Origin of the sequence: Hymenobacter humi (assembly GCF_042665855.1) — a bacterium.
GTDB classification, from domain to species: Bacteria; Bacteroidota; Bacteroidia; order Cytophagales; family Hymenobacteraceae; genus Hymenobacter; species Hymenobacter humi.
In genome coordinates this window covers 1,791,318-1,805,566 of sequence record NZ_JBHTEK010000001.1, presented here as the reverse complement: position 1 = coordinate 1,805,566, position 14,249 = coordinate 1,791,318, and the positions used below count along the sequence as shown (strand labels likewise).

Genomic DNA, 14,249 nt, shown 5'->3' with positions numbered 1-14,249 from the left:
AAATCATTGGTAATAGTGCGTTGCAAAGCGGAGAGGACGGCACGCTTAAGCCGGCTGGGCGGCGTGTTCGAGCACGGGCGCTGCATTGATGCCCGCCACGTCGCCGCAAAAATGCACTTCCACTCCTAGCTCGGCTAGGGCCGCGGCTTTGATGCGGCAGGCCTGGTGGGCCTTGGCCTCGTAGGGAGCATAAACTACTTGAATGTGGTTGGCCTTGTGGCGGGCCATCATCTGGTTGCGGCTCACGCCCTTCAGCACCGCGTGCATGATGGGCCACTCGGGCGTGGTGAGCTTCCAGCGCCGCTTGGTTTCGGCGGCGGGCAGGGCCACGGCTTCGCCCACGCCTAGGTCGCAGTGCAGCTTGCCGTTCATGACGTATACCCGGCTCCAGACGATGGACCCGGGGCGGCTGACGCCTTTCACGCTGCCACCACCCAGCCGGAAATACATGGGCGGCTGGCGCTCGCTGCTGGTGCCCGCGTACCCGTCGATAAAGTGCGAAGGCGGGGCCGCTCCCGATATCAGGAACACCCACACAAACTCTTCGCCGTCGCCGGTGTCGTAGGTCTGGCCCCAGCGCAGGTCGTGCAAGGTGGTGTCGCCCGACATGCCCAGGCTCATGCCACAGGCGGTAGGTGAGCAGGGCATCAAGGCCGGCACATTCGTCCACCTCGTTGAAGTGGGGCAGCGCCTGGCCGGCGTACAGCTCCTCACCGCTGGCGGCGTACACCGGCGGCCGGTCGGTGTTGTTGAGCAGGCCTTCGGCCAAGTCGCTGGCCACGGTCAGGTCTTTGAGGCCCTGCTGGTACTGAATGCCGATGGTGTCGCAGCCAAACTCGGCGGCGATGCGCACGGCGGCGATGTACATCTTGCACTGCTCCAGGGTCTGGGCCAGGGTCAGCTGGGTGGCCTCCTGGGTGCCCCAGTTAAATTTCATGCCTTGGGCGAGCAGCCAATCCAGCACCCCCGGGCGTCGGCAGCGGTCACCTCGCGCATGGCGGCGTAGAGCGTGGCTTGGCTGAGCCGCTCCTTAAAAACGCCCGTGGCGTGCAGCAGTTCGTCGGGCACAATGGCGTTGTACATGCCCATGCAGCCTTCGTCGAACACGCCCATGATGGCCTTGTGCTGCCGGAACCGCTGGGCAAACGCCCGGCCGGTTTGCTCCTCGGCGGCCGGCACCGCGGCCTGGGCGAAGCTGGTGACGTGGCGCAGGTCCTGCACCACGCGCCCCTGGGTGAGCCACTGTTTCAGGCCAGTTTCAAAAAAGTCATCGGTAAAATCTTCGCTCCAGAGCGTGCTGTAGGGCACGCCCGCCTTGGTGAGGCAGCCGTTCAGGTTGAGCAGGCCCACCAGGCCGGGCCAGGTGCCGCTCCAGTTGGCCACCGTGAGGATGGGCCCCTGGTGGGTGGTGAGGCCCGAAAGCACGTGGTGCGAATACTGCCACACGCTCTCGGCCACAATAAGGGGTTGCAGGGGGTTCAGGGACCGAAACACATCCATGCCCATGCGCTGCGAATCGATGAAGCCGTGCTGCTTGTCGGGGTCGTAGGCGTGGGCCCGCTTCACCGACCAGCCCTGCCGGGCCAGGGCTTCGCCGAGGCATTTTTCCATGGCCTGCTGGGCGGCCCAGCAGTTTTGGTTGGCCGCAAGGCGCAAGTCGCCGCTGGCAAGGAGCAATACTTCTTTGGAAGGCACAGAAACCACGGCGTGCTGCTGAAAAGTGTGAACCGAAACCGGCAGCAGGCCCGGACGAGGGCCGTTTGCCGGCGGCATTCGGTGGAGAAAAACTTCGGAATACTGGGTAGACAAATTTGCTAGTCTATTGCCCGCAGGCCTTACCCGCCATTGCCTACTTAGTGTAGGATGTTGCCATGGGCTCCACCGGTAAGGACCCGTTTATTTTCAGCAGCCCGTAGCCCCGCACATCCATTCCTTCCATGATTTCATCAACTGGAAAGCTCGGAGCAGGCAAGTACAGGAGAGTGCCTGTTGGTAACGCCGATAAATTGGTATCCACTTACCAGCCCACCGGGCAGTCCAATTGCTGGCCTGGGGCTTTTTGCTCCATAGGATAACATCCTAGAGAAGCCTTGCTGCTCGGTTGTCACCTTTTACTACACTCGCTCTCTCAATTCTACCCCAAACGATTTCATGATTAGGTAGCCCTGCTACCTCCCCTTTTGCTTTCCAGGCGCGAATTTTTTATCCCGTTCCACAATTCCCACCAACTCTATTTTCCTATGAAAGCCCATTTCCACAAAGTCCCGGTTAATACGCAAAGCTCCTTTAGCGTCCGCCACGACCAGAAGCCCAACTTCGGCACCGTGTGGCATTATCATCCGGAACTGGAGCTGCATTACGTTATCAAGGGCGAGGGCGTGCGGCTGATGGGCGACAACATCAGCAATTTTTCGGCGGGCGAAATCGTGCTGCTTGGCGCCAACCTGCCCCACACCTGGCGCTGCAACGAGGAGTACTTTCAGGGCAACCCGGAGAAGGAAGTGGAGGCCATTGTCATTCAGTTTCTACCCGAGTGCCTGGGCCGCTACCTCTTCGGCCTGCCCGAGGCCTACCTCATCCCCAAGCTGTTTGAGAAAGCCAAAAGCGGCCTGCTCATCAGCGGCAAGGCTAAGGCCAAGCTGGCCCCGCTCATGCGCCAGGCCGTGCACGCTACTGACCTGGACCGCATCATCATCTTCCTATCCATCCTGAAAATCCTGTCGGAGACGGCAGAAGTCAAGACCATCGCCTCCGAGCACCACGCCTTCAAGCAGAGCAACGAGTCGGACGTGCAACGCATCAACAAGGTGTGCAACTACACGTTGTCGAACTATAAAAACGAGATTACGCTCGACGAAATCGCCTCCATCAGCAACCTGAGCGTCACGTCGTTCTGCCGCTACTTTAAGCTGATAACCAAAAAGACCTACTACGATTTTCTGATTGAAATTCGCATCAGCCAGGCCTGCCGCCAGCTCATCGAAGACAAGATGCCCACGGAGGTTATCTGCTTCGAATGCGGGTTCAACAACGTTTCCAACTTCTATCGGCACTTCAAGAAAATCACGAAGATGACTCCTTTGGAGTACAAGAAGAAGTATCTGCACAACCACCGGGAATTGGCCATGGCGGCTTAATTGGGCGGGGACGGCGTGAAAGCCTAACGTAACAAGAAGGTCCTGCTGCGGAGCTCCGCAGCAGGACCTTCTTGTTTAGCTCAATACTATTATGACTGCCAGCAGGGGCGCCGCTTACGCCACCAGCTCCAAGTGGCGGCTTAGGGTGCTGTAGTCGCCATATAGGGCTTCGACGCCTGCGCGGGTGGAGCTAGTAAAGGTGCCCACTTTCCGGCGCGTGAAGGTGGAAATATCCACGCCCCGCTGCTTGAGGGAATACTTGGCCACGGTGGGGTACACGTCGTGCATCACGCCCATATTCTTGATGAAGAAATCCTGCACTTCGTCTACCTCGGCGCGCAGGCTGGCATTGTCGTAGTTCTTGCACAGCCACACGATTAGCTCCGGGAAGAAATTGCCCTGAATGCACGACAGGCCCGCCGCGCCGGCCCGCAGCGATTCCACCGCGTGGCCCATGTAGGCATCGTAAAGGCCGAATTGATGGCCTTGCGTGGCAGCCAACTTGGCCCGTATCTGCTCAATATCCAGACAGGTGTCTTTGTGGTAGGTCACGCGGCCGGTGCTCACGAACTGGCCCAACTGCTCGGCCGAAAGCACCCGCTTGTAGGGCTCGGGGCACTCGTAGAAGCCCAGGGGCACGCCGCTGGTCCCCTCGAGCAGGCGCTGGAAACGCTCGTTGAATACCTCATCGGAATCTTCCTGCTGGGCTAGCAGCCCTGTGATGACGATGACGGCCTCGGTGCCGGCCTCGTACACCTCCTTCACGAAATTGGCCTGCTCGGTGAGCGTGCCGGCAAAGGTGCCGGTGGCCACCACAGGCACGGCGCCGCCCGCCACGTTCACCACGTGGCGGATGCTTTGCAGACGCTCTTCGGCGCTCAGGCTCAAACATCTCGCTGGAGAGGCAATTGGCGAACAAACCGGCAGCTCCGGCCTTTAAGTACATCTCAGTCAAACGGGTAAGGGCGGGATAGTCAATTTGCCCGTCGTTTTGAAAGGGCATGAGCATGACTGGGATAAATCCCTTGGGCGAATTTTTCATAAGAATAGGGCTTGGTAACGGAGGCTGCGGGCGGGCCGTGGGGGTAGAAAAACGTGACTCCGCCTAGTGGACGGATTGTTGGTATGCTTCGGGAGTGGGGCGCACGGCGCGGCTCCGGCGAAAGCGCGTGAGCAAGAGGCCGAGCAGGAAGATGGTGAGCGTGCCCACCACGATGACCATGCTCTTATGCAATGGGTTGCGCAGGCCGGCCAGGGTATCGGGCAGGTTGGGCGAGAGCGTGAGCCAGACTATCACCAGCACGCCGATAATGGTGGCCGTGAGGGCTTCGGCGTTGCGGGTTTGGCGGCTGATGATGCCCAGCAGAAACAAACCCAACATGCCCGCCGCGAAGATGCCCGAGAGCTCCCACCACACGTCGAGCACGCTTTTCACGCCTATCATGGCAATGCCGACGCCCATGCCCAACAGGCCCACCGCCACTGTACCCAGGTGCAGCGTGCGCATGGTTTGTTTCACGCCAAGGTTGGGCCGGAAGTGCCGCTCGTAGATGTCGACGGTGAAGACCGTGGCCGAGGCATTCATGCCCGAGCTGATGGTGCTCATGGCCGCCGACAGGATGGCCGACACGATGAGGCCGACGAAGCCGGGCGGGATTTTCGTGACCATGAAGTGCGGCATCACCTTGTCGCCGTAGTCGGCGGGATGGAGCTGCGCCGCGACCTGGGAAATCTGGGCGGCGGTGGCGGCCAGGGGCAGTTTTTCGGCGGCCACTTTCAGCTTCACAGCCTCAATCAGTTCCGGATGCACTTGGTAGTAAGCAAACAGCGCCGAGCCAATGATAAAAAAGAGCAGCGAGGCCGGCACGTAAATCAGGACGCACAGCCAGATGGATTTGGCTGCCTGCTTGGATGACGTGGCCGTGTGGTAGCGCTGCACGTAGTTCTGGTCAACCCCGAAGTTATTGAGGTTAATGAAGAAGCCGTAGAGCAGCACTACCCAGAAGGTCGACTGCGTGAAATCGGGCGCAAAGCCTCCGAGACTGAACTTGTGCTGCTCCTGCCCAATGGCCATGATGTGCGAAAAGCCGCCCGGCATGTTGGTCACAATCAGATATAGAATCAGCAGCGCCCCGAAGGTTTTCACCACGCCCTGGACCACCTCGGTCCAGATAACGGCCTCGATGCCGCCCAGCACCGTGTAAACGATGATGCAGCAGCCGGTGACGAGCATAATCATCTCCATCGAAAAGCCGGTGAGCGCCTGCAGCGTGAGGGCAATGCCGAAGAAGATGGAGCCGATGCGGGCCAGCCTGCGTGAGCAGAAAGCACACCACCGCGTAGGTGCGCGCCCAACTGCCAAAACGGTGCTCCAGATGCGTGTAGGCTGAAATCTCGCCGGTGCTGCGGTAGAATGGCACGAAGTATTTCGTCGCCACCCAGGCCGCCAGGGGCATGGAAATGCTGAAGACAAAGGCGTTCCAGTTGGTGCCAAAGGCCTTGCCCGGCACGCCCAGAAAGGTGTTGCTGCTCAGGAACGTCGCGTAAATCGACATGCCGATGGCCCAGCCTGGAATCAGCCCGGAGGCGCTGGAGTACTGCTCGGCGTTGAGGTTTTTTCGGGAGAAGTAGGCTCCCACGGCTATCATGGCCACTAGGTACAGCGCAATGATGACCAGGTCAAGAACTCGCAAATTGCTCATGAGGCCATATTACCGAATTGCCGCGACATGTGGCCCAAAACCGGGCTTGTCGTCCCATTAGCAAATTTACCAAGCGCCCCGACGGGCCGCCTGTATGATTTTCCCCACCTGTTGTACCATCTTGACTATCCTGCGGCCCGCCCCGGCCCTACTGCACATCCAGGCCCGATACGCTGAGCCCGGCGGCATCGGTGCCGCTGAGCTTTATCTTGTAGCTGCCCGCGTTAATCATGCTGCCCGTTGAGCTGGCCAGGTAGTTCCACTTGCCCGGTTTGGAGGGCACCAGGGTCACCTCCTCTTCCCGCAATAGCGTGCCATCGGCCAGCGACACCGACAGCTTGCCCGTCAGCGGCTTGGCGAGCTGGTTGGCGTAACGCAAGGTGAGCGAATACGTATCGGCCACGCCCACGCTGATGGTCCACTCCACGGCCCCGCCGCGGGGCTCTTTGAAGGTGATGCTCTCCTTGGTATTGACGGTTTCCTTCGACATGCCGGGGCCAGTTACGCGGGCTGTAGCGGGCTTGTAGCCGGTCACCGATTTCAGGTCGTAGGCCGGCTCGATGGTGGTGGCCCGGTTCACGGCCACGAGGTAGGGCCGCATCTGCGCCAAGCCGCTGTTTGGGCCGAGGTTCACCGGGGCGCCGGCCGGAAAGCGTTGGCGGTACACGCGGTACTGGTGGCCGCCGTGCTCGTTGGTTTCCAGCGTGGTTTTGGTATCCTCGTAGGCTTGCAGCCAAGCCGGGCGGGTGCTTTGCCGGGCATCGAGGGCCACGTAAACATCGGCGGCTGTGGTGACGGTGAAGCCAAGGCCCGGCCCAACAACGGTGGGAACCTTCAGCGGACCCCGCAACCATTCGGCGCCGTACAATGCCGAAGGCAATGCACTAAACGCAATCGGCGAGTTGGAGTATGGCTGGCTGCCCGTATCGAGCCATGTTTGAGTGGACCATAGCGCGGCTTGGGCCGGATTGGCTACCCGTAGGCCGCTGATGATGCTTTGGGGCGCTGCTGCCGGCTGCGCGGAGGCACCAGTGCTGGCGATGGCAATGCCGGCAATGATGGCCTGCCCGGAAGACACGTGCGGGAAGGAGATGGTGAGCTGACCGTCCGTCACCTGCGCTTTCACGGTTTTCTTCAGCGCGTGGTCGTGGCCGGCTTCCTTCCAGATGTCGAGGTCTTTGAGGACGGTTTGCCCGTTGAGGGCCACGTCGAACAGCCGCCAGCCGGTGCAGTCCAGTCCCCGCCGGTGCCCAGCCAGGGCTCCACGAAATATAGCTCCACCAAGTACTCGCCGTTGGGCACCGGGAAGTAGTAGCGCAGCTTCTCACGCCCGTAGCGGAAGCTTTGAAACATGGGCCAATCGGTGGTACCGGCAATAGGGTCGTGAGTGCGGCGCTGGCTGGCAAAGAAGGGCGAGAGGCCCGGAAAATCCTGGGTCCACGATTCGGAGCCCCATGCTTGCGGGTTGGGGCGGGGCTGGTCGGCCTGCCAGGTGCTGCCGTGACGGTCCACGTACTCGGGGCCGCCGCAGTTCACGCGGTAGAGGTAGTTGTAATTGGGCTGGGGCTGCGTGATGGGCTGGGCATCGGCCAGGAAGGCATCAAAACCGGGCGCTTTGGGCAAGTGGTGCAGCACGATGTAGTCCTTGGCCACCGCTTTGCCGCCCACGTAGCCCACGGCGTAGAGCACGTTGTACTTAATATCGACACCGTCCCATTGAAAATGGGTGCCGACGCCGGCGCGCGTTTTCCGGCCCAACGAGGCAGCTTTCACGTCGTTAAACAGCTCCACTTCGTCGCAGTTGGAGTACACGGTTAGACTGTCTTTGCGTCCGGGCGTCAGCCAGCGGTCGGGCCAGGTGTGGGAGGCGATGTACACCATCGGCTCCTTTTCCTTGGGCGCGTAGTTGGCCCGGAACATGTAAAACGCGTCGGTGGGCTCCTCCCAGGGCGTGAGCAGCCCTTTATAATTCACCGGCCCAATGCGGTCGAGCTCGCGCTGGCCTTCGCCGCCCTGCACCCGGCCGGGGTTGTCGTGCGAGGTCAACAGCCAGAAAAAGTGGCCCGCGGTCTGGTCTTTGGCCGATTCGGCGAGGCGCACTTTCTGCTCCATGAGCTGGGTGAATCGGTCCTCGCTGAACGGCCCGCCGTTAAGCACGGGGGCCTTCGGTGTGCAGGTCGAGGGTGCGCCAGGCGCCGTACTCGCCGATGAGGACTTGCCGGGCCACGTCGGCGGCGTAGGTGGCGGGGTCGCCGCCATAGGTGCCGGTCCAGTTCTGGGGCACGTCCCAGTCGCTGCCCTGGCCGCCGTTGCAGGTCGTGACTTTGCGCTCGCGCGAAGCCGTGGGGTCGAGCTGACGGATGAGGGCAGTGCACTCGCGGGCGAAGTCGGCCGGCAAGGTGCTTTCGTTTTCCAAGCCCCACAGCACCACCGAGGGGCTGTTGCGGCGCTCCTTCACCCAGTCGGTGAGCAGATTTTTGAAGTTGGCGCGAAATGCCGGTGTGTCGTACCACACGTGCGCCGCCAGTTGTGGCCACCACAGCACGCCCAACGAATCCCAATTGGCTTGGTAGCGCAGGTTGTGCGGCTGGTGGGCATCGCGGAAAGCGTTGAAGCCGGCGGCCTTCACCTGCTGCACCCGCGTGCGGATTTGTGCATCGCTAAAGGCATGGCTCTGGCCTAGTAGGTGCTCGTATTCGGCAATGCCATTGATGAAAACGGGCTGGCCGTTGAGCAGAAATTGCTTTTGTGTAGCCGCAGTTTTGCCAATCGGCCAGCTGATCCAACGAATGCCGTAGGGCGTTTCCTGCTCGTCAATCAGCTGGTCTTTGGCAAACACGCGTGTCACCAACCGGTACAAGTATGGGTCGGCCAACGACCACAGGTGGGGCTGCTTCAGCTCCGGCAGCTGCAGGCGAAACTGAGCTACAGTTCCAGCCTTTAGCTTCTGCTTCGCCTTACTTTCCGCAACGGTCCTCCCCTGCCGGTCGAATAGTTGATTAATGACTGTCAGACTTTGAGGCACGGCGCCGTAATTCTTCACTTCCGTCTCCACGCTCAGACGGGCGACTTGAGCCGACAAACTCGAATCGGCCCAGACGTGTACGCCAAATGGCTCAATACGCACCGGATTGGTGATAACGAGCTGCACCGGCCGGAAGATGCCCATGGGTTGCGAACCCTCTGAGAAGCCGCGCTCCTCGGAACAGCCGCCGCATACCCAGGGCAGGTCCTGAATGCCAGCCGGGTGGTCGGCACGCACGGCCAACACGTTGGGCTGGCCGGTGGGCTGCAGGGCTGTGGTCACGTCGAGTGTGAAGGTGGTGCGCCCCCGGCGTGGGTGCCCACGGGCCGGCCGTTCAGCCACACCGTGGCATAGGAACCCACGCCTTCAAAAACAGGAAGTAGCGGGCGTCCTTTTGCGATGCGGGCGTTGCAAACGTCTTGCGGTACCAGGCGTAGCCGTGGCGGTTGCCGTGGCGCTGGCGGCGGTAGCCTTCGTAGGCGTCCCAGTTGTGGGGCACGGCTACGGTTTGCCAGCTTTGGTCCTTGAAATTGGGCTGCTCGAAGCCGGCAAAGGCCTGCTGGTTTTTGTCGTCGGCTACGGTCCGCCAGTTGTCAAGCAAGGGGATGGTAGTGCGCGGCGTCGTTTGGGCGTGGGCATCGCTGGCCCAGGCCAAGAGGACAAAGAGAAACAGGCTAATTCGCCGAAATTTCAGAAATCCCGACAACCCCAAACCGTCATGCTGAGCTTGTCGAAGCATCTCTACTGCTTCGTTGTGGCAGCTTGAATTACTGCTGCGGGAAAGATGCTTCGACAAGCTCAGCATGACGGTCTGTTATTTGATTTGTAAGTCACCCGTGAGCCTATACACTTTGCCGGGTTTGGTAGCCAGGCGCAGCTGCTTTTCGCCGTACCGCACCACGCACTCACGCCCGGCTTCGGACTGAATTTCTACTTCCTGCAGCTGGCCCTGAGCCCACTTCATATTCACCAAGAAGCCGCCCCGGGCGCGCAGGCCACGGATGGAGCCCGTAGACCACGCGCTTGGTAGAGCAGGTAGCAGGTCGAGGGTACCGGTTTGACTTTGCAGCAGCATTTCGGCCATGCCGGCGGCCCCACCGAAGTTGCCGTCAATCTGAAAGGGCGGGTGGGCGTCGAACAGGTTTTTGTAGACGCCGCCCTGCTCGCTGCCGGTGGCGTTTTCGGCTGGGGAGAGCAGTTTTTCCAGTACCCGCAGGGCGTGGTTGCCGTCGCGGAAGCGGGCCCAGAGGTTGACCTTCCAAGCCAGGCTCCAGCCGGTGCCATCGTCGCCGCGTTGCGTGAGCGACTGTTGGGCTGCCCGCATCAGGGCCGGGTTGGCTTCCCAGTTGATGTCGGTGCCTGGAAACACGCCCCAGAGGTGTGACACGTGCCGGTGCGTGTCGGCCGGATCGTCTCGGTCCTCTAGCCACTCCTGCAGGCGGCCGTGCCGGCCAATCTGGTTGGGGGCCGCCTGGCGGGCTTTTTCAACCAATACTTTCTGAAAATCCGCGTCGACGCCGAGGATTTGGGCCGCGGTGCTGGTGATGGTAAATAGCTCGCGGATAAGCTGGTGGTCCATGGTGGGACCGGCCACCAGGCCGCCGTGCTCGGGTGAATTGGAAGGCGTGCTGATGAGCCAGCCGGTGCGCGGGTCCTTGGTCAGAAAATCAGCGTAAAACTCCGCGGCCAGCTTCAGCACGGGGTACTGCTGGCGCAAAAACGCTAGGTCCTGCGTGAACTGGTAATGCTCCCAAATGGGCTGGCACAGCCACGCCGCGCCCGTCACCCAGATGCCGTGGTTGGCGGCGTTGATGGGCGCCGTGCCGCGCCAGATATCGGTGTTGTGGTGCAGCACCCAGCCGCGGGCGTTGTAGTTGTTTTTGGCGGTGGCCTGACCAGCCTGGGCTGCTTCGCTGATGAAGCTGACCAGCGGCGCTGTGCAAGCCGAGAGGTTGAGCACCTCGGCCGGCCAATAGTTCATTTGCAGGTTGATGTTGGTGGTGTATTTGCTGCCCCACGAAGGCGTTAGCGACTCATTCCAGATGCCTTGCAAGTTGGCGGGCAGCCCACCAGCCCGCGAGGAGGCAATCAGCAAATAGCGCGCGTACTGCATGTACAGCGCCAGCAGTGCGGGGTCTGAGGTCGCCGTAAAGTGCTTGATGCGCTCGTCGGTCATTATTCGTTTCTCACCGGGGCCGTGCCCGAGGTCAACGGAGAAGGTGTCAAAAAGCTTCTGATAATCCCGGATGTGCTCTGCTTTCAGGGCCTCGTAATTTTTTGTCGAGACTTTATCTAGGACCTTTTTTGCCAGCAATTCGGGTTGGGCCGAAGCGTCCTGATAATTCTTAAAATTGGTGGCGGCAGTTAAGAAAATCGTGGCTTCGTCCGCATTTTCAAGTTGAATCTGATTATTCGTCACACGTAGCCGGCCGCCTTTCGCGAGGATGCGCAGGTAGCTCACGCCGCGGAGCACCCCGTCGCGCACCTGCACTGCCAGGGCCAGCGTGTGGTCGTCAACCCGGTAAATTTTCCGGTTGCCATGCGGGCTGTTAAAGTGAGCTGTGAAATTGAGCTTACCCTTGGTGCCAGCACCCAGATGGGAAATAATGGTTTGACGTGGGGCGCTAGCGAAATACTCTCGCACGTAAGGAATGCCGCCTTGCCTGTAAGCCACCCGAGTCACGGCTTGGCCGATGTCCAAATCCCGTAGATAGGTGGTGGTGCTATCAGTATTTGGGAAATCCAGCAGCACATCGCCGAACGGCTGGTACGACGCTTGGTAGCTGGGCGCGAGCGGCGGGTTGGCGTCTTGCACCCAGTATTGCCACGCAGGGCTCAGAGGCACGCCAGTTTCGGGAGCGGCGCCTTCGGGGTACACCACCAGCACCGGCTGCTTTTCCTTCACCCCAATCAGGCCGCCCTTGTCGAAATAGTTGATGACCTGAATGGACAATTCGTTGCGGCCGGGGCGCAGCATGGCGGTGGGCACCCGATAGCGCCGCTTCTTGCTGATGCCTTCATCGGTGCCCACTTGCTGGCCGTTCACGTAGGTCACGTCCACGTCGCGAATTCGGCCCAAGCCCAGCGTGAGGTCTTTGCCGGCCCAGGCGGCTGGAAGTTCGATGGTGGTGCGGAACCACACGGCCCCGTCCAGGCCTTCGAGGCCGGCGCTTTCCCAGCCGTTGGGCGTGGGCAGGGCGAGGGTTTCCACTCGTGCGAGGCGCTGGTGGCCTCGGCCACGTTCACGGCGCGCAGCTTTTGCAGCCAAGCGGCTTTTTCAGCTTCGTAGCTTTCCTCGTGGTCTTTCAGGCCCATGAAGTGCTGCTCGGCCAGTTGCTCGGCTTCGGCCTGCTTGCCATCGGCTAGCAGTTGGCGGATTTGCGGCAGGTACTGCGCGGCGCCGGGCCGGTTGTAGTTGCGCGGGCGCCCGGTCCAGAGCGTGGCTTCGTTGAACTGAATCCGCTCCTGCGCCACCCCGCCGAACACCATGCCACCCAGTCGCCCGTTGCCAATGGGCAGTGCGTCGGTCCACTTCGCGGCGGGCTGGGCGTACCAGAGTTTCAGCGGTTGCTGCGCCATGCAAGAGCACGCCATGAGCCAGCAGAGCAGAAACAGGAGGCGCGGAAGGGGCATAAAGGTTGAAAAATGTAGCGTGGACTCTGCGAGTCCGCGCGTGGCGGAACGTTCTAGCAATGCGCGGACTCGCAGAGTCCACGCTACTGCCCTACCACGCGTTCGGTCACCGCTGCGTCTTGCGACACGGGCGCCTTCACGTATTTGAAATTGTTATTTTGCAGCACAATGCTGCGGGTTTTGGCGCCCTTGAGCTGGAGGAAGGTTCCGGTACCAGCGGCTGGAAACGAGTTGTACACAAAGGCGTCGGCGACGTTGGTCAGTTCCAGCGGGGTGCCGGCTAGGGGCGTGGCGCTGCCCACGCCATCGAGCCGCAGCAGCTGCACGTTTTCGGCACGCACTGCCGGGCCGATGGTATTGTTCACCTGCACGTTGTGAAAGGCAATGTTGCGCGCCTCTCGAATGGTAAAGCCCTGCTTGGCGTCGAGGCTCAGGTTGCTGAACGTGACGTTTTCGATGGGCATTTCGGCCAGGCCGTTGAGCAGGCCGGCCTGGTTGCCTTCGGCCGTGATGTTGCTGAAATGGATGTTGCGGAAGCGCGGCGTGCGCTCGCTCACCGGCTCGGCCGGCGCGTTGGCGTACTGCATGTCCAGCACTATCATCTGCTCCCGGATATTTTTCATCACCACGTTATCCACCCGAATATCCTCCACCACGCCGCCCCGGCCGCGAGCCGTTTTGATGCGGATGCCGCGGTCGGTGCCGTCGAAAATGCAGTTCGAAATGGTGATTTTCTTCACCCCACCCGACATCTCGCTGCCGATGACCACGCCGCCGTGGCCCGAGAGCATCGTGCAGTTGGTGATGGTGTAGTTTTCGGCCGGCACGTTCATCTTGCGCCCCGCCCTGTCCTTGCCCGATTTGATGGTAATGCAGTCGTCGCCCACACTGATGTGGCAATTGGAAATGTGCACGTTGCGGCAGGATTCCGGGTTGATGCCGTCGGTATTCGGCGAGGGAGGGTTGGTGATGGTCACGCCCGTGATGGTCACGTTCTCGCAGAATTCCGGGTTTACCGTCCAGAAGGGGAGTTGCGGATGGTGATGCCCTCAATCAGCACGTTTTTGCAGTGCATGGTCTGTATGAACGGCGGGCGCAGAAAGGCCCGCTCAATCACGCCCGCCAGGTCGGGCTTGAGGATGTCGGCGTTGAGCCGCTGAAACTCCTTTTGCCACTTCGAATCCTGGCTTTTGCGCGACTGCCCTTCGGCGTAGTCCCACCACTTTTGCCCTGCCCGTCGATGATGCCGCGGCCCTTGATGGTGATGTTCTCGGCCTTGTAGGCGTAGAACAGCGGCGAAAAACTAGTCACGTCGATGCCCTCGTAGCGCGAAGGCACCATGGGCAGGTAGTCGTCAAAATTGTCGCTGAAATAAAGGATGGCCCCCGCTCCTATCTCAATGGTGATGTTGCTTTTGAGGTGAATGGGCCCCGTGCGGTAGCGCCCCGCCGGGAAATACACCGTGCCGCCGCCCGCTTTCGCCGCCGCCGCAATGGCCTTGGCAATGGCAGCCGTGGCCAGCTTGGTGCTGTCGTTGCGGGCGCCGTACTTGAGCACGTTGTAGTAGCCCTGGGCCTGGGCAGCCGGAGTACAGAGCAGAAGCAGGAGGACGCGGAGAAGGTATTTCATTGGAAACGAAGAAGGCAAACCGTCATGCTGAGCGCAGCCGAAGCATCTCGCCCGCGCAACTGATTTTCATTTACTGCTGCACGCGAGATGCTTCGGCTGCGCTCAGCATGGCGGTCTGTTTTG

Annotated in this window: 13 protein-coding genes and 1 pseudogene; 2 read left to right on the top strand and 12 right to left on the bottom strand. The window is 60.9% G+C overall.

Annotated elements, in window-relative coordinates; translation table 11 throughout:
• Nucleotides 1–45 precede the first annotated feature (45 nt).
• A complete protein-coding gene (locus ACFQT0_RS10190; protein WP_380202457.1) occupies nt 46–621 on the bottom strand; it encodes a hypothetical protein in 576 nt (191 codons plus the stop codon).
• Between ACFQT0_RS10190 and ACFQT0_RS10185 the strand changes: the two genes are divergently transcribed.
• Nucleotides 620–1,006 (top strand): hypothetical protein, encoded by a 387-nt coding sequence (locus tag ACFQT0_RS10185; protein WP_380202455.1) that lies wholly within the window; start codon nt 620–622, stop codon nt 1,004–1,006. The two genes, ACFQT0_RS10190 and ACFQT0_RS10185, sit on opposite strands and share 2 nt — an antisense overlap.
• On the opposite strand, the gene ACFQT0_RS10180 is transcribed toward ACFQT0_RS10185, so the two are convergent.
• Nucleotides 934–1,773 carry a hypothetical protein gene (locus tag ACFQT0_RS10180; RefSeq protein ID WP_380202454.1) on the bottom strand — a complete coding sequence of 280 codons (840 nt, stop codon included), beginning with the start codon at nt 1,771–1,773 and terminating at the stop codon, nt 934–936. The genes ACFQT0_RS10185 and ACFQT0_RS10180 overlap by 73 nt on opposite strands.
• 467 nt (nt 1,774–2,240) lie before the next feature.
• Between ACFQT0_RS10180 and ACFQT0_RS10175 the strand changes: the two genes are divergently transcribed.
• Nucleotides 2,241–3,137 carry an AraC family transcriptional regulator gene (locus ACFQT0_RS10175; protein WP_380202452.1) on the top strand — a complete coding sequence of 299 codons (897 nt, stop codon included), beginning with the start codon at nt 2,241–2,243 and terminating at the stop codon, nt 3,135–3,137.
• A gap of 114 nt (nt 3,138–3,251) precedes the next feature.
• Here ACFQT0_RS10175 and ACFQT0_RS10170 read toward each other — a convergent pair whose 3' ends face one another.
• The 10 genes and pseudogenes from ACFQT0_RS10170 to ACFQT0_RS10125 form a co-directional block, all read right to left on the bottom strand.
• Nucleotides 3,252–4,025 (bottom strand): dihydrodipicolinate synthase family protein, encoded by a 774-nt coding sequence (locus ACFQT0_RS10170; protein ID WP_380202450.1) that lies wholly within the window; start codon nt 4,023–4,025, stop codon nt 3,252–3,254.
• Between the two features lie 217 nt (nt 4,026–4,242).
• Nucleotides 4,243–5,839, bottom strand: a pseudogene (locus tag ACFQT0_RS10165) (sodium:solute symporter).
• A 148-nt stretch (nt 5,840–5,987) separates the two neighbouring features.
• Nucleotides 5,988–7,046, bottom strand: a complete 1,059-nt coding sequence (locus tag ACFQT0_RS10160; RefSeq protein ID WP_380202448.1) for a malectin domain-containing carbohydrate-binding protein — start codon at nt 7,044–7,046, stop codon at nt 5,988–5,990.
• Nucleotides 6,974–7,996 (bottom strand): malectin domain-containing carbohydrate-binding protein, encoded by a 1,023-nt coding sequence (locus tag ACFQT0_RS10155; RefSeq protein ID WP_380202446.1) that lies wholly within the window; start codon nt 7,994–7,996, stop codon nt 6,974–6,976. The genes ACFQT0_RS10160 and ACFQT0_RS10155 overlap by 73 nt, the downstream gene beginning before the upstream one ends.
• Entirely contained in the window at nt 7,989–9,146 is a 1,158-nt protein-coding gene (locus tag ACFQT0_RS10150) for a glycoside hydrolase family 2 protein (RefSeq protein ID WP_380202444.1), read from the bottom strand. The genes ACFQT0_RS10155 and ACFQT0_RS10150 overlap by 8 nt, the downstream gene beginning before the upstream one ends.
• Nucleotides 9,147–9,198: 52 nt before the next feature.
• Nucleotides 9,199–9,519 (bottom strand): hypothetical protein, encoded by a 321-nt coding sequence (locus tag ACFQT0_RS10145; protein WP_380202442.1) that lies wholly within the window; start codon nt 9,517–9,519, stop codon nt 9,199–9,201.
• A gap of 159 nt (nt 9,520–9,678) precedes the next feature.
• On the bottom strand, nt 9,679–11,841 hold the full coding sequence (locus tag ACFQT0_RS10140; protein WP_380205972.1) for a glycosyl hydrolase family 95 catalytic domain-containing protein: 2,163 nt from the start codon (nt 11,839–11,841) through the stop codon (nt 9,679–9,681).
• A gap of 74 nt (nt 11,842–11,915) precedes the next feature.
• A complete protein-coding gene (locus ACFQT0_RS10135; RefSeq protein ID WP_380202440.1) occupies nt 11,916–12,497 on the bottom strand; it encodes a glycoside hydrolase N-terminal domain-containing protein in 582 nt (193 codons plus the stop codon).
• 83 nt (nt 12,498–12,580) lie between these two features.
• On the bottom strand, nt 12,581–13,489 hold the full coding sequence (locus ACFQT0_RS10130; protein WP_380202438.1) for a glycoside hydrolase family 28 protein: 909 nt from the start codon (nt 13,487–13,489) through the stop codon (nt 12,581–12,583).
• 121 nt (nt 13,490–13,610) lie between these two features.
• The gene (locus ACFQT0_RS10125) at nt 13,611–14,126 is read right to left on the bottom strand and encodes a glycosyl hydrolase family 28-related protein (protein WP_380202436.1); all 516 of its coding nucleotides are present in this window, start codon (nt 14,124–14,126) and stop codon (nt 13,611–13,613) included.
• Nucleotides 14,127–14,249: the final 123 nt, after the last annotated feature.